Raw genomic sequence first — 17028 nt, 5'->3', positions numbered from 1 at the left:
GATTAATTTTCATAACATATAAGAAGGTTTTTTAGGTGAAATATCAGTATTTTCCCTGCTTTATACATATAATCTTTGTTTAATCGGTCTCAACCATGCACACCGATCCTTAGTTGTATCTAGCGCTAAAAAATAGGGGTTCCACTGTCTCAACCATTCAAAAAAGATAGTCTCACATTCATACGTGCCTTCAGCATGCAGAATAAGGGAATGATTTCGATAACCCAAGCTCGCTTCACTATGACCGACATTTTTCTTCCTGATATAATATACCCCATTCTCCATGTAGCAATCTTTATGATCATTAAGTTGTTTTTCCATAAAGGAGGTAAAGAGTGGAGCCTGAATCTTTTTCGTAACAAAGTTGATTTGCCTGCGAAGGATTTTTTTCTCATCACCTTCAGATTTTTCATAGTCCTGGAATAAATTAAAAAACATATATTCTCGTCCATAATAATGACGGGCAAATTCATTCTCTATTAAATAAATGATATAAGTTCGCATACTCATACCTCCAATTCTCTTTACCTATAGTATAAAAAATTATTTTTGCATATTATGTAAAATGAACGTGCAGAGTTTTTTCTTTTTTTGTCGACAAGAGTGAATATTTTGATTATTCAAATTAAATTCTGTATACCCATTAAACACACCATTCACTCCTGCTCACCATCGTTTATCAATGAATGTCTCCAATTCACGGAAGTTTGTATGACGTCTTGGTAATATCAAATAATCTTATAGAGAACCTTCAATAAAACTAGTATTATAAGAACGCTTGGATACGTTGAAACATGCGTCTTTCATTATTTATCCTTCAAAAAACAATATGGAGATTAGAAACTACCCTTCTTCTTCGTATTTTTTAGACATCTCTTGCTGTTGGCAGTGATCCTTTTTATACCTGGATTTTGATTAATACCAGATTATCTGATGCAGTTCAGTATTCATGTTGAATAAGGATGAGATTTTTTTCATCTCTCATTTGTCTCATCCCTGAAAGGTTATAGAACTGCCGTGAATGGACAGTATTTCTCATTTTCACACATTGCTCTTCCAATCCTATTAGCTCGCTATCTTATATGTAAATTAAATAATCTCGATAATTCCCGCACTGTATATCTATCGGCTTCTTCATACATATATAGAGATGCATGAAAGCCAAGTCAATTATAAGACTGCTGAACATATCAAAAGACTGAGAAGTACCGTACAAGCCTTTTGATGCATTCATTTTAGAAGATAACATATTTAATATTACCGATCCATTATTAAGCGTGGCAACCATTAATAGAGCAAATATCTGTCTTACAATTGAAGCAAAGAAATGTACTACCATTTACACGTACACGATAACACATTATTTCACCCTAGAATGATTAGGTACATATCTACTAGTAAATACGGTTATAAAAAAAATCACCAGAGAATACTCTGGTGATTTTACTAAATTATTATTTTTGAATTAAAGCTTTTACCATTGATACCACGTTAGATGGAGTGAATCCGAATTTTTCCATTAACAATTCACCAGGGCCGGAAGCACCAAAGCGATCAATTGCCAATATCTCTCCTTCATCACCTGTATAGCGATCCCATCCAAATGATGTACCCATTTCGATAGCTACACGTTTCTTAACAGAAGATGGTAAAACAGATTCTTTATACTCAGCAGACTGAGCTTCGAAACGATCAAATGACGGCATGCTGACAACAGATACATTAATACCTTCGTTTGCTAAGATAGCCTGTGCCTGAACAGCTAAACCAACTTCTGAACCAGATGCTAATAATAATGCATCAGCTTCTTCTTTACCGGAAGGAGAAACAACATATCCGCCTTTAGCAACGCCTTCTTCAGCCAATTCAGCTGATAATGGTAATGTTGTTAAGTTTTGACGTGATAAAACCAATGCAGTTGGCATATTTTTGCTTGTTAATGCTGTTTTCCAAGCTGCTGCTACTTCATTGCTATCAGCTGGGCGGATAAGTGATACATTTGGCATTGCGCGCAATGCTGCCATGTGCTCTACAGGTTCATGAGTAGGACCATCTTCTCCAACTGCGATACTATCATGTGTAAATACGTACGTTACAGGTAGATTCATCAATGCTGCCAAACGAATAGCCGGACGCAGGTAATCAGAGAATACAAAGAACGTTCCTCCATATACATGCAAACCACCATGAAGCGCCATTCCGTTTAAAGCCGCACCCATTCCAAATTCACGTACGCCGAACCAAATGTTACGACCTTCATACGTACCAGGCAAGAAATCTTTTTCGCCTTTCAGCATTGTTTTATTCGAACCAGCCAAGTCAGCAGATCCACCAAATAATGATGGAAGGTTTTTGGCGATTGAATTTAACACTTCTCCACCGGAATTACGCGTAGCAACAGCTGTTCCTGCTTCATATACAGGAATATCTTTATCCCAGCCTTCCGGTAATTCCCCTTTAATCGCTGTCTCTAGTTGAGCAGCAAGTTCCGGATATTCATTTTTATAGCTTTCAAATAATTGATTCCATTCTTCTTCTTTTTTAGCACCAGCATTTACAACAGTTTCTTCAAATGTGTCATAAACTTCTTGTGGTACATAAAAATCTTCTTCGAATGTCCATTTGTAGTATTCTTTAGCTAATTTCATTTCATCTTCGCCTAGCGGAGCACCATGTACAGCGGATTTACCGGATTTGTTTGGCGCACCGTAACCAATAACTGTTTTTACTTCAATCATAGTCGGGCGGTCAAGATCTGTTTTAGCCTCTTTAAGCGCTTGTGCAATTTCATTCAAATCATTACCGTCTTCTACACGAATGTACTGCCATCCGTATGCTTTAAAACGGTCAGCAACGCTTTCAGAGAAGCTCATGTTTAATTCACCATCAAGAGAGATATCATTGGAATCATAAAGGACAACCAAACGACCCAATTTTAGGTGAGCAGCAAGAGAAGCAGCTTCTGCTGATACACCTTCCATTAAATCTCCATCTCCACAAATGCTGTATGTAAAGTGATCTACAACATCAAAGTTATCTTTATTGTAAACTGCCGCTAAATGACGTTCTGCCATCGCCATACCGACTGCCATTGCAATCCCTTGACCAAGTGGTCCAGTTGTAGCTTCAACGCCTTTTGTATGACCATATTCAGGATGCCCAGGAGTTTTGCTGCCCCATTGTCTGAAATTTTTAATTTCTTCCATTTCAAGGCCGTAACCTGATAAATGTAATAAACTGTATAAAAGCATAGAACCATGTCCTGCAGATAAAACAAATCGGTCACGGTTAAACCACTCTGGATTTTTCGGATTATGATTCATAAATCTAGTCCAAAGTGTATATGCCATAGGAGCAGCTCCCATCGGCATACCCGGGTGACCTGAATTAGCTTTTTCAATTGCATCGATTGAAAGTGTACGAATAGCTGTAATAGATAAATTATCTTTTTCTGTGAACATTGCCTACATCCTTTCAGATTAACCTTCTAATATATATTAATGAAGTATAAACAGATTGACAATAGCTAATTGGTAAATGCTACAAAATCGTCACTCCTAAAAACAAAAAGAGCCCAATCTATTATTATATACCCTTAATGTAACTTTTTATTACGTAATTTTTTTATTTTTTCGGGTGTAACGTCATTACCTTTTGGATCAATAATGGTTAAACCTTCGACTGTATTTCTCATGGAAGTACGAAAAGTTTCCAAATACTCTTTCCTAAGAAGAGATTGTTCAGTGGCTTCTTCTTTTGTAAGACCTACTGACTTTGATTTTTTGGACAATTCATTAATTCTTTTAATTTTATGCATTGGCAGCATAGTATTGCTCCTTCTATATGAAATATAAGTAGATATTGTCATCGTATAGAAAAACAGAATTATTTTCAAGAAGTAACTATTAATTCGTATTCTTTTTCATATATTCTGAATATCTTCGGTGAATCGTTGCTTTTGAAAGTTCATACCCTTTTCTATTTAGATTCTCCGTTATTTCAGCAAAAGTCAATCCTTTAATACGCAGTTCAATGACTTCCTGTAACGGTACTTCAGATCTTTCTCTGCCACCCCCTATATGTTGATTGGAGAGGTTTTTTTGTGGTTTGTATCCTTTTTCAATTGCTCGTTTCATTCCTCTTCTGATTTTACTGTTTTGCAATTTACGCTGGTACTCTTCTACAATACTGATGATTTGCAAAAGCATGGCATCGGTTTCTGAGATTTCAAGTTCTCCATTATGAGTGACAGTATATAATTTAATCCCTTCTTTAAAGATGCAATGCAATAGGGCTATCTTAGCATTTCCTCTGCCCAGTCTCGTTTCATCCTGAATCAACAGGCCCTCAATTTCTTTATTTTTCATTTTTTCCAGCAAGATTAGAATACCTTCCCGCTCTAAATCATATCCACTGGCTTGTTCCTTCTGGGTAATAACAATCTCAAATCCCTTAACAGCAGCGAGTCTTGTTAACTCCTGTTCCTGCCTTTCCAAGGATGTTTCCTGTGAACTTTTATCTGTACTTACTCTGCAATAGATTCCAACCTTCATCTTCTCTCACCATTCTTTTTTTACATATAGATAAGGCCGGGATCCTATATCCCGACCTACTGATTATATAGTTATTTATCAGAATCTGCTAAATGCAGCATTTCTGTATTGTCAGTATTTTTCTTAACAGGAATCACAATCGTTTGCCCTTCTTTTAATTGATTAATCTGCAAATCATTATGTTCCTGAACCCAGGAAACAAATTCAGTCTGCGTCATCTCACTGCCATCAAATCTGTCAGCCATATCCCAAACTGTATCTCCTTTTTTAACAGTAATCTGTTGAAAATCGTCCTTTGGTGTTTCAATATTTGTCACCAGTAAACTAGATATTAATAAGAAAACTCCGATAATAAATATAATTGTATAAGAATAAGAAGTCCATAATTTTTTCATGAATAAACCCCTCCATAGAATATATGTTCGCTTGTCATAATGTAAGTATAAACCGAACACATGTTTTGTGTCAACACAAAAAACGAACTTATGTTTGTACTGTTAAACAAGAAATGATATACTAAAAACAACAAAGCATAAAGAGGTGCGGGAGATGACTACTAAATTATCCAAACGACAGCAGGATATTTTGCTATATATAAAAGAAGAAGTTAAAAAGAAGGGCTATCCACCTTCCGTTCGAGAGATTGGCGAAGCAGTTGGACTGGCTTCCAGTTCCACGGTTCATGGTCATTTAGCACGCTTGGAAAGCAAAGGTCTCATCAGACGAGATCCTACTAAGCCGCGTGCTATTGAAATACTGGATATGGATCCGCATGACCATATTCCAAAAACAAATTCCGTTAATGTTCCATTAATCGGGAAAGTAACTGCCGGGCAGCCTATTACAGCCATTGAAAATATTGAGGAATACTTCCCTCTTCCTGAACATATGGCTCCTGCAGATGAAAATGTATTTATGCTTGAAATTATGGGAGACAGTATGATTGAAGCTGGTATCCTTGACGGGGACTATGTAATTGTTCGCCAGCAGCATACTGCAAACAACGGTGAAATTGTTGTTGCTATGACGGAAGATGATGAAGCAACAGTGAAACGTTTCTTTAAAGAAGATAGCCATTTCCGTCTTCAACCGGAAAACTCTATGCTCGAACCTATCATTCTACAAAATGTCAGTATTTTAGGTAAAGTTATCGGGTTGTACAGAAACATTCAGTAAGAACCATAGAACCGGCAAATGCCGGTTCTACTTTTAATCTATTCTCTCTATCAATCTATGTTTAATAAGTTTCATCTATTCCTGTTTATTGCTATAAATCTTTTTTTACAACCTCTAGTTTACATAATATAATTATGGTATACAAAAAAAACTTGCAACGGTTAATTGCAAGTTCAACTCTCCTATATATCCCGCCCTTTATAATAGTACCTGGATTGTTTACTTTCTTCATAACAGGATTGGCAAATAGCAAATCGATAATTCCAGCTTAACGGCTTATGGCATAATCGACACTTTGTTTGATATTTTTTAACCCCTTTTCTTAACTTATTATGTGCATCTGAACTGATTTCTTCTCTTACTCGCTCCCAATAGACCGTTTCACTTCTTCTATCTAATTTATACAAAAACAATAAATGCAATCCTACTGATTTATAAGACAATTCAAGTTCATCCAAGGAATCTTTCTTTATTAAAGGCTCTCTCAATTCTCTTCGATCCACAATGGCTTTCATATTATACAGCCATTGATTAACCAGGCTCTCCTCATTCGCTGAAAAAGGTAAATGAAGAAAACCGTATAAATCAGTTATGGACATTCGTCCTTCTATTTGTTCATGGCGAATTAAATGATATAATGCTTTTTCCTGAGTAAGCGGTGCTTTTGTTGTGCCAGCAGGATTTTTAAACTCATCCCATAATTCAAAGAATTGTTCAAAGTTGGAATGATATCGTTTAAACCGCTCAAATACCCCTTGTGTAGGTGCTATTGTAAATGTACTGATGGGTCGATCCTCACCATTTAACAACCTCTTCATTAAACCAATTTGATCAGTAAACGCCACTCTTCCTTCATTATATATACCTTTACGGCCGGCACGGCCGGCTAACTGCTTTACTTCCTGAGAGGTCAATAAACGTCTTCTCGTGCCATCAAATTTATCATTTTCCAAAAAAACGACCCGCCTAATCGGTAGATTAAGCCCCATCCCGATTGCATCTGTTGATACAATCACTCGCGTTTCCCTGTTAATAAACCTCTGAATTTGTTTAGCTCTTGTCTCAGGAGGCATACTTCCATAGATTACACTTACTTTATGGCCGTTTCTCTCCAGCTTTGAAGCAGTTTGAAGCACTTTATTTCGAGAAAATACAATCAAAGCATCCCCTGCCTTGGCATGTTCGATCCTAAAAGGTTTTTTCTCCACAATCAGCGGTATATCTCGTTTATATTCATGAATTTCAATATCATTTCCCTGAAGAAGATTCAAAATCATCCTTTTCGAGTTGTGACTACCTATGATGTGAACCTCCCGAGCTCGTGCTTTATTAATAGCTCTAAACCATGAAAATCCTCGATCTTTATCTGCTATCATTTGTGCTTCGTCAATTACCATGACGTCGAATTCATCTTTTTCTGTAAACATTTCAATTGTACAGGAATAATGTGTGGCATTTGCAATATCCTTTTCTTCCTCACCTGTCTTTAATGCACAAGCTATTCCATCGTTTCTGAGTGTTTCATACACTTCAAGTGCCAATAACCTTAAAGGTGCCAGGTATATACCAGACGCAGCTTGCCTTAATCTATTTAGTGCCTGAAAGGTCTTACCGGTATTTGTTTCTCCAATATGCAGAATATATTTTGTGTTACTATAAACAGTTGTCTTGTATTCAACACCAAAGATATCATCCAATTTCTTTTGTTTTATTTCTTCCTGTTTCCTAATCTCTTCTAATTTCTGTTCTCTTTTTTCAATTCTCTCTTTGTGCTGAGTATGGTATAACGGCATTTGTATATCAAATTCATCCGGGTGGGCTCGAACATCTATAAGGTCCTCAATCAATTCCTGCTCTATTTCACTTTCATATTCCCATTGAAATTCACTAATATTTCCCCCAATCAATTGCCTGATCAACTTATGATTAATCGACCCTTTAAACATATTCTCATATTGGTTTATGATCTGATCCGGCAATTCTGAAACTATAAATGGGTAAATGTTTTCGTAAACAAAGGTATCGATTAGATTTTGATAAATATATTCGTCAAAAACAGAATCATCTTGGTATACATCATATCCCCAATATAAAAGATCGTTGAGCGTTTCAAATTTAGCTTGATTGAAACCCTTCACATTTGCTATATCCTTTTGTAATTGGTTTGCTACTTTGTATCTGAGCTTTAAATAAAAATAAAGCTTGTTACTGCTCAAAATACTTAATGCCGCTTCTTTTATAACTGTATTCTCATAATTTCCTTTTAATCTTTTCAGCTTGACTGTTTCGAACAATTCATCCCATAGTTCATCTGTTTCTTTAAAGTAATCACGAATCCAGCTCTTCATATCAAAAGACCGTAAACCGTCCAGTTCTTGTTCTACCATTTTGTTAATTGTCTTTTTGGAGGCTCCTTCAGTTGATATGCCTCGCTGCTTTAAAAAATCATTTTTTTCATTTCTGTTCATACGCTGAAGTGTTCTGCTCTTCCACGCTAAATTCCAGATCTGATTCAAATAAGATTCTCTGCTATCTATATAATCCCTTAAGGAAGGTTTCTCTACACTCTCTTCCATGAATAAATAAATATCATGCATAATATCATTTTTAGCTTTTTCCACTGCTTCTTTATACCCTCTATTTAATATCTCCATTGTCTGGTTCTCCTTCAGCTGCCTAAAATTAACCTATATTGCTAATATATACGATAATCCACTATATTATAAACAACACGCTCTGTTTACATAATTATTTTATTGGCTACTATCAAAAACCTCTCATACTTACCAAAAAAAAATACTTCTAAGCACCGCTCTCTTCTAATGTTTCCTTTAAGTTGCGCTATAACGGTAAAAGCAAATGGCATCGGTTATCTATCAGAATCTAGTTACGCTAATGACAAAGCCGTCAAATTTATCAGTTCAGCTAGAATCAATGATATCCAATGATCACATTCTAGGGCGAAAATATCCAAACCTCATATGCAAAAAAAGACCATCTGTCCCAATGAAATCTGGATAAATGGTCTTTGGTCGTGTGTATTGAAAAGGTGTTTTTATTTCAGGTTTACTATTTTACTTTTAAAGCACGGAGTAGTGCATTAAGATTGTTCTCACTTTCACGCTTGCTATGATAGGCTTCTGGTACACCAACTGCTAAGTGGTGATAGCCAGGATAGACATGTAATTCTGTTGGTACACCTTCACGAATTAAGCGCTTTGAAAAATCTAATGTTTCTTCTGTAAATAATTCTATTGCTCCTACACATAAATATGTGCTTGGTAATCCGACTAACGATTCGGCACGAGCAGGCGAATAGTATGGAGAAATGCCTTCAGAGCCTGGTTCTTGATTTAATACAGATTTCCAACCGAAATAGTTACTTTCATTTGTCCAAGCAAATTCACCATTATATGGAGTAGTCTCCTTCGATGCAGTCCTGTCGTCTAACATAGGAATTAACAGTCTTAGGTGATGGATATCAAATTCCTTTTGATCTCTAATATAAAGCGCTAAGCCACCAGCAAGTCCAGCTCCGGCACTAACACCTGACAATGCGATTTTATCTGTATCGATATTTAACTCTACTGCATTGTCGATACACCATTTCATACCAGAGTAACAGTCGTGCAGCTGTACAGGTTGAGTATGTTCAGGAGCTAATCGATAGTCGACGGATACACCGATAAAATTATAATTATGCGCTAAAAACGCGTGGAATTCATTGTCCATTTCGGCATTACCTATGACCATACCAACCTCCATGAATAGAGTAAAGTAACGGATGCTTTTCGGCAGTTGTATTTTTAGGTTTGATGACAATTAGTCTTACTTTTGATTCATCAAATAGATTATCCACATATATTTCCTCTAGCTCAACGTCATACTTTTCCGTAATATCACTATTGCTTGTCGTAGCCATTTGCTCACGAATCATCAAATACGATTCCTGTGACATGCTCATGCTGCCCATTTCGTCCAAAATGCCTCTTACCTCTGGATCAATTAAATGTTCACTACGCTTTTTTTCTGCTTGCATAATTTCCTCCTTGTTTGATATTTCCCATTTTCTTAAATCTTCATGATTTTCAGTGTAAAATTGACTGTGTGAATTCGATTTTGGCGTGTGATAAAAAGTACGTTCCTTTTAGTAAATAGTCTAAGTTTACTCCTCTCCTTTCTCCTCTTGCTTGAGTTATATATTTCTATATAATCTAGTAAAGCTCCTGCTTCGCTAAATTGCACCTTCCTATCATAGGAAGTTCAACATAAAGGATCAAAAAAAAAGAATCCACCTGGGATTCTTTTTGGTTTCCATTTACTTCTCAGAGAAATATGCTTCCAAAGCTTCTTGCACTTTTTCAGTATCAGCGGTCAATTCATTGCCAGTATCAACAAGCGGGCTGACAGTTGAAACAGCCTTTGCCTTATCGCCTTTATAGAATTGAATGAACTCATCCTGGTTAACGGAATACAGAACCGCTTTCCTTAAGTTCTCACTTTTTGCAACATCTCGATTCTTCGTGTTGAATAACAAGTAAGAAACAGCATTGCTCTGAGTGCTTTGTAATTTCATCTTGCTGTCTTCTTTAAGAATATCAAACTTTGTTTCCGGTACACCGGATAGCATATCGATTTCACCGCTGCGTAGTGCACTAAATGCGCTATCAGGTTCTTTGATGAATCGGACGGACACCTTGTTGATATATGGTTCTTGATTTGTCCCTTTCATATATGCAGGGTTCTTTTGGAATACTGCTTCATAGTCATTTTTGTATAGCATGATATACGGTCCGCTCGTATATAAATGGTTATCATATTGACTACCTTCGGTTACCGTATTTTGATCTCCATAAGGAATATCTTTCTTGACGTCGAAAGAAGCTACATCATAAGTGTTGATGCTTTCAACTTGTTTCTTTGATACGATACCTGCTGATTGGTGAGCCAGGTAGTTCAGCACTTGTGGGAATGGCTCTGTTGTTGTCACTTTAACGACTTGATACTTGCCGCTTTTTTGATCGGCATCCTCTTTAGCTTTGACTAGTTCTGCTATTTCACTTTCCAGATTTACATTAAGCGCATCCTTTACAGTGCCTTCCCCATTGGAAAGTTTAACTGAATCAAGGCTTGCCACGTCTTCAACGATTTCAACTTTTTTGATATGCTCATGCAAGCTGTATGTTCTGTGATCCGGCACAGAATCTTTATCTTTAGCACGGTTCAAGGTGAAGATAACATCCTCTGCCCCAACTCTTTCACCTGAATCAACTGCCTTTTTATTTTCTACTTTAGCAAATCGAATGTCGTTTCTGAGGACAAAATAATAGTCCGTATTTCCTTCCGCAATGGCATGATTTAACGATAAGGATGCATCGGAGGTGATTTTATCATCGTCAGTCAAATTCACCAAACGTATATACATATTCGTATTCAATTGGTTGATGGAACCGTCATTTCCTTTGATTGGATCAAGAGAAGTTAACGTAGACATCGACTGTGTCAATTTCAAAGGCTCCTTATCACGCTTGGAAGTATCGGCAAAATCAATCGACTCCCATGCCAAGGCCCGCGACTTCGACAAACGTACGGATTTTTCCTTTAATACTCCTGTATTGACTGCCTGATTTTTGTTGGATATATATAAAGGTGCGATATAGGCCTTTTCAAACACAAGATGTTCTTCCAACTTTTTATAGGTTTCTTTATATTCTTCTGGCGTTTGGGTAGATGCTTGATTGATCAATTTGTCCAACTTCGAATCTGATAGGATACTATAATCCCCTCCTGTTATGAACAGCGATCGCACCGCATAATCCGGATTTCCCGTGACCGTGGTCCAACTGGACATCGATACATCGAAATTGCCTGCATCTTCCTGTGCTTTAAAGCTGCCAAAATCCGGTTGAAGATTCAATTTGACCTTAAATCCATTTTTCGTAAGTTGATCGCGAAGGATATTCACATCTGACTCATTGGCGCTCGTACTCAATATTTCGATTTCGACTGCTTCCTTCTTTTCACCATCATTTACTTTATTACTTACATCATCTTTAGTTTTGACGGTGCAAGCACTGAGAACCAATACGAACAAAAGCAATAACGTCATAAATCCATTTTTCCTCAAAATAATCCCCCCAAAATAATTCTTTTTTGATAAATCTTCTTTCTCCCCACAATCATGATGATCGATCAAGCTTAGGGTCAAGCGCATCCCTCAAGCCGTCCCCAAGGAAATTGAAAGATAACACTAGCAAAACGATTGCCACTCCCGGATAGATAGCAAGGTAAGGATTTGATTCCAAGTAGGCACTTCCAATCCGTAAAATATTTCCCCACTCTGGTATATGCGGTTCAACCCCAAGTCCGAGATAACTCAAGCTGCTGGTTGAAATGACAGCCGCCCCGATGGTCAAAGTGGACTTAACAATCATAGGCGCCATGGAGTTAGGGATAATATGCTTGAAGATAATAGCACGATCCTTTACCCCAAGAGCCCTAGAAGCTTCCACGAATTCATAATTTGACACCTGCAGCACATTGGCTCTCATCGTTCTTGCATATGTGGGTATGGCTCCAACGCTCAAGGCAATAATCAGATTGACGGTATTCGCCCCGAAGGCTGCGATAATGGTGATGGCAAGCAAAATTCCTGGAATGGCGTATAGAATATCGAGAAGCCTCATGATGATATTATCCGTATGTCTGCCATAGTAGCCTGAGACTGCTCCAAGGAATCCTCCAATCAGTACAGGAATAAGGGTCGCTAAGAAACCTACAATGAGTGATATTCTTGCACCGAATACAAGCCTAGAGAAAACATCTCTACCGAAATTATCCGTACCAAACGGATAAACGAGACTCGGAGACTGTAAGATTGCCCCATAGTCATTTTCAATCGCAAGACTCTTTTCGAATGTAAAAATACTGCACACCGAAATCATAAACAGAAAGGTAATGAACAACAAACTTAGCATCGCTGCGAAATGCTTCGTCAATCTTTCCCATATCGATTCCCACTGTGTCTTGACACCGTATCGCTGATTCTTGACCTTCAGCAATATTGTAATCCCAAGCACCAATGAAAATAGATTCCCGGTAAGAGCGCTCAAGAGAAAAAAAATAGCGATAGCGGTAGATGTCTTCTTGTTCAAGCTCCCTCTCATGAGAAACAAAACAGCCACGAATTGGAATAGCGTAATTGCAATCAGGACGCCCATTCCTGCTATAAAGCTATTCGACACATATGGTTTGAACAAATTCAAGGCAGAAACACCGATCACAAAACAATCCGTTAACAACATATAAATTCCAAGAGAGTAATAGAGATTTTTCTTATTTTTAATCAAAACCAATGCGGATGCTGCCAAGAAGACATTCCCGCTGAATAAACTCGCCAGTTGTATAAACCCCAACCTTCTGGTAAAGGTCGAAATATTCCCTTTTTCCAGTAAGTCCTTTTTCATTCGCCATAGTAAAATGCCCTGTAAGCCAGTGAAGAAAGCATAAAGCCCGAACATCCATAAAAAGAACTCCCTACTATCCATGCTTTTGAAATCATATACATTAAGCAGAAAAATGGCTGTTAGAATTAATGATGCATTTAAGGCGAACTTTGCCTGTCTATATTCCTGTGAAGCTTTTAAACTATTCATTTCATACACCTGCTTTAGTATTGTTTCATCTTATGCCGAATTCGAGGGTCAAAGAATGCATACAGAATATCAATAATCATATTAACGACTGAAATGATGATGGCCGTATAGATAACAGCTCCCATCACAGCCGGCACATCCGGTATAAATTGTTTATCGACAATATAGCTACCAAGTCCGCTAATATTGAACACTTTTTCCGTGACAGCGGCCCCACCGAGCATTCCACCGAATTGCAGCCCTATCACTGTGATGATTGGGATGAGTGCATTTGGCACAGCATGCCTCATAACCACCCTTCTTCCGCTAAGCCCTTTGGCTCTGGCTGTCAACATATAATCTTCATGGATGACTTCTAGTGTCGATGACCTTGTCATCCTGGCGACTGCAGCTGTCAGCCCTGTCCCAAGTACTACGACTGGCATGATCAACGACAGCATGTTATTTGCATGATACGTTGCTGGCAGCCACTCCAAATGGACCGAGAAGCCCAAAATGAAGATCAGTCCTTGCCAGAAACTCGGAATCGATAAGCCCAGTAATGCGATTAACATGAAAGAATGATCAAAGATCGAGTTCCTTCTGATAGCCGAAATAATTCCTGTTGGTAATGCAACCACCACCGCAAGTAATAAAGAAAAGACGGCAATCGTCAAGGTAATCGGAAACTTACGCATAATAGTAGATATGACATTCTCATTTCCGGCGAACGAACTGCCAAGATCAAATGTGAAAATACCGATGATTGTGTTCCATAATTGAGTGAAATAGGGCTGATCCAGTCCATGTAAGGTATTGAACGCGGCAATCTGCTCTTTCGTTGCTGTTTCCCCCAAGATGTTAGCGGCAGGATTGAACGGTGAAATATACAGGATTGTGAATACAAGCACACTTACACCAACAACGACAAAAATTGTCATGATTAAACGCTCCATCACGTATTTCACATATGGATTACTGTACAGAAACAACAATATGTACATTAAAAAACCGGCAATGAACGAAAAGAGCAAGAACCATTTTTTTTCGAGCAATATAGAAAATGCATCCTCTAATTGCATTTTACCTTTCCCTGTTTCACTGCTGGCCGATTCCATCATTAACTCAGTAATATAAGCATCTAATTGATGTTCGGCAAGCTGTGTTGCTTCCCTCTCAATTTCCTCATCGCCTACTTGCTTGCCAAAGAAATCTCGCTTTCTTGTTAACTGGTCCTCATATTCCTTCTTAAAGGCATCAAGATGTCCAGACTCGATGAGTGAATCCTTTAGCTTTGCTTCCGCTTTTGCATATCCATCCCTGTTCCTTTTGAACAGATAATACAGCATGACAATCAAAAAGAGCGGAGCCCCCAATATCAAAAGGAAGATTTTATATGAAGGGTTCTTCAACATTTTTCTGAATAGATAATCAACTCTCTGTACAAAAGAGCGATTCCCCTTCCACTTCCGCTCATTAACCAATGATATCCCCCCTATCATCCTCTCAGCGTTGCGCTGAATACATATAACCATTTGTATAAACATAAGACTCAAGAATAATTGCACTTTTCCGAGTGGTATAGTATATTTTATTTTAACAATTGGTAAAAGTCAACAATATAAGTAAATATATACAATAGGTCATTTTTGGACCAATATGATGATTTGGCAGGTGTCATTTGATGAATTCATTATTGCAAGTGCAGCATTTATCAGTGTCTTTTGAACAGGAAGAACAGGAAATTCAAGCTGTGCAGAATATCAGCTTTTCGCTTAATAAAGGAGAAACATTAGGGATTGTCGGAGAATCTGGAAGCGGCAAAAGCGTCACCGCACGTTCGATCATGCAATTGTTGCCTGTGAGTGCCAGACGTAAGAATGGAACCATTCTTTTTGAAGGAAAAGACATCGGATATTACTCCGAGAAAGAAATGGAGGCCATCCGGGGACGCGAGATCGGAATGATTTTTCAGGATCCGATGACCTCTTTGAATCCGACCATGAAAATCGGAAATCAGATTGCAGAAGGGTTAAAAAAGCATGAAAAACTATCGGATAAGCAAGCGAGGGAGCAGGCGCTCGATATGTTAGAATTGGTCGGCATCAGGGAAAGCGAAATTCGCTACGAACAATATCCGCATGAATTTTCCGGCGGGATGAGGCAGCGTGTGATGATTGCCATCGCATTGGCATGCCGACCGTCTTTGCTGATTGCAGATGAACCGACGACAGCACTGGATGTCACAATTCAAGCGCAAATACTTCATCTTATGAAGAAGATGCAAGAGAAATTCGGAACAGCAATCATCTTAATCACACATGACTTGGGGGTAGTGGCCGGAATGTGCGACCGAGTTGCCGTCATGCGAAAAGGAGTGATTGTCGAGACCGGTACGACAGAGGAAATCTTCTCCTCCCCCTCTCACCCGTATACTAAGAAGTTACTTCATGCACTTCCGAAACTAAATGAAAAAAAGAAACCGAAACCAGTATCACAGCTGATTATAAATACCGACGATACCCCGTTGTTGGAAGTACGCCACCTTAAGCAATATTTCGATATTGGTAAAGGAACGACGATAAAAGCAGTTGATGATATCTCCTTCAGCATCAAAGCCGGGGAAACATTAGGAGTAGTTGGCGAATCAGGAAGCGGTAAATCTACAGCTGGACGCTCAATCCTTCAATTACATACCCCAACCGGAGGAGATATCCTTTTCAAAGGAATGTCGCTCAACAGCTTTTCCCCTAAAGAAATGCTCATTATGCGCCGGCATATGCAAATGATCTTCCAAGATCCTTATGCTTCTCTCAATCCAAGGATGCGGATATTGGATATTATTGGAGAGGCATTGGATGTCCATCGAATCGCCAATAGTAGACCAGACCGCAAAAAACGGGTTGAAGCATTGCTTGATATGGTTGGGCTCGAGCCTTCATTCGCAATGAGGTATCCGCATGAATTCTCCGGGGGCCAAAGACAACGAATCGGTATCGCCAGGGCAATCGCCGTCGACCCTGCCTTCATCGTGTGCGACGAACCATTATCCGCCCTTGATGTGTCTATTCAGGCACAAATCGTCAAACTGATGGAAGATTTGCAACAGCGACTCGGACTCACCTACCTGTTCATTGCCCATGATCTATCTATGGTCAAACATATTAGCGACCGGGTCGCCGTTATGTATAAAGGTAGAATAGTAGAGTTGGCCGAAAGCGAAGCGTTGTATTCTAATCCTCAGCATGAATACACGAAATCGTTACTGGCCTCAATCCCTATCCCAGACCCTAAGATTGAGGCACAAAAAAGTAAAGATGGATCCATCCAACCAGAGAGAAAAGAGTATGATGTAGAGAACACAAAATTGGTGGAAGTGTCAGCCGGTCATTGGGCAGCCATTCATCCTTGATCACATTAGCTTGAAACTTAAAGAAGCATTCAGAATCCTGAATGCTTCTTTCCATTGAATCTTTTTTAATTTTTCCTTCTCACAAAATGCTCAATTTATATACTAGGTCTTATTAAAAAAAGAAGAACGAAAGCAAATCTTTGCTTTTACTAGTCAATAGAACCAAAAATTGTATATTTCCATTTCAGCAACAAATGCCCACACCCTTAATCACACCAAATAATATACTGCCATTAGCCTATAAAACATAACT

13 protein-coding genes are annotated in these 17028 nt (G+C 38.3%); 2 read left to right on the top strand and 11 right to left on the bottom strand.

Annotated features, from left to right (window positions below; genetic code table 11):
• Window positions 1–60: 60 nt before the first annotated feature.
• From sirA to yneA, 5 genes are all read right to left on the bottom strand, one after another.
• Window positions 61–504: a sporulation inhibitor of replication protein SirA gene (sirA, locus tag AC4G3L_RS00455; protein ID WP_491075013.1), complete on the bottom strand. Its 444-nt coding sequence runs from the start codon at window positions 502–504 to the stop codon at window positions 61–63.
• 950 nt (window positions 505–1454) lie between these two features.
• Window positions 1455–3461 carry a transketolase gene (tkt, locus tag AC4G3L_RS00450; protein ID WP_491075012.1) on the bottom strand — a complete coding sequence of 669 codons (2007 nt, stop codon included), beginning with the start codon at window positions 3459–3461 and terminating at the stop codon, window positions 1455–1457.
• Between the two features lie 134 nt (window positions 3462–3595).
• Window positions 3596–3826 carry a DUF896 domain-containing protein gene (locus tag AC4G3L_RS00445; RefSeq protein ID WP_491075011.1) on the bottom strand — a complete coding sequence of 77 codons (231 nt, stop codon included), beginning with the start codon at window positions 3824–3826 and terminating at the stop codon, window positions 3596–3598.
• A 79-nt stretch (window positions 3827–3905) separates the two neighbouring features.
• Window positions 3906–4553, bottom strand: a complete 648-nt coding sequence (locus AC4G3L_RS00440) for a YneB family resolvase-like protein (protein ID WP_491075010.1) — start codon at window positions 4551–4553, stop codon at window positions 3906–3908.
• Between the two features lie 71 nt (window positions 4554–4624).
• Window positions 4625–4948 (bottom strand): cell division suppressor protein YneA, encoded by a 324-nt coding sequence (gene yneA / locus AC4G3L_RS00435; protein WP_491075009.1) that lies wholly within the window; start codon window positions 4946–4948, stop codon window positions 4625–4627.
• 154 nt (window positions 4949–5102) lie between these two features.
• On the opposite strand from yneA, the gene lexA reads away from it, so the two are divergent.
• Window positions 5103–5729, top strand: coding sequence for a transcriptional repressor LexA (gene lexA, locus AC4G3L_RS00430; RefSeq protein ID WP_491075008.1), 627 nt, complete (start codon window positions 5103–5105; stop codon window positions 5727–5729).
• A gap of 182 nt (window positions 5730–5911) precedes the next feature.
• Here the strand turns inward: lexA and AC4G3L_RS00425 are convergent, their stop codons facing one another.
• From AC4G3L_RS00425 to AC4G3L_RS00400, 6 genes are all read right to left on the bottom strand, one after another.
• Window positions 5912–8383 carry a helicase-related protein gene (locus AC4G3L_RS00425; protein WP_491075007.1) on the bottom strand — a complete coding sequence of 824 codons (2472 nt, stop codon included), beginning with the start codon at window positions 8381–8383 and terminating at the stop codon, window positions 5912–5914.
• 415 nt (window positions 8384–8798) lie between these two features.
• Window positions 8799–9482 (bottom strand): alpha/beta hydrolase fold domain-containing protein, encoded by a 684-nt coding sequence (locus AC4G3L_RS00420; RefSeq protein WP_491075006.1) that lies wholly within the window; start codon window positions 9480–9482, stop codon window positions 8799–8801.
• Complete coding sequence (locus tag AC4G3L_RS00415) at window positions 9469–9768, bottom strand: hypothetical protein (RefSeq protein ID WP_491075005.1); 300 nt, start codon at window positions 9766–9768, stop codon at window positions 9469–9471. The genes AC4G3L_RS00420 and AC4G3L_RS00415 overlap by 14 nt, the downstream gene beginning before the upstream one ends.
• A 279-nt stretch (window positions 9769–10047) precedes the next feature.
• Window positions 10048–11856 (bottom strand): ABC transporter substrate-binding protein, encoded by a 1809-nt coding sequence (locus tag AC4G3L_RS00410; RefSeq protein ID WP_491075004.1) that lies wholly within the window; start codon window positions 11854–11856, stop codon window positions 10048–10050.
• Between the two features lie 52 nt (window positions 11857–11908).
• Window positions 11909–13384 (bottom strand): ABC transporter permease, encoded by a 1476-nt coding sequence (locus AC4G3L_RS00405; RefSeq protein WP_491075003.1) that lies wholly within the window; start codon window positions 13382–13384, stop codon window positions 11909–11911.
• Between the two features lie 14 nt (window positions 13385–13398).
• Window positions 13399–14778, bottom strand: a complete 1380-nt coding sequence (locus AC4G3L_RS00400; RefSeq protein WP_491076211.1) for an ABC transporter permease — start codon at window positions 14776–14778, stop codon at window positions 13399–13401.
• 269 nt (window positions 14779–15047) lie between these two features.
• Here AC4G3L_RS00400 and AC4G3L_RS00395 point away from each other — a divergent pair, with 269 nt between their 5' ends.
• Window positions 15048–16775 (top strand): ABC transporter ATP-binding protein, encoded by a 1728-nt coding sequence (locus tag AC4G3L_RS00395; protein ID WP_491075002.1) that lies wholly within the window; start codon window positions 15048–15050, stop codon window positions 16773–16775.
• The last annotated feature ends 253 nt before the right edge of the window (window positions 16776–17028 follow it).

The organism is Bacillus sp. z33 (genome assembly GCF_058313615.1).
This window is presented reverse-complemented; position numbering and strand designations above follow the sequence as displayed.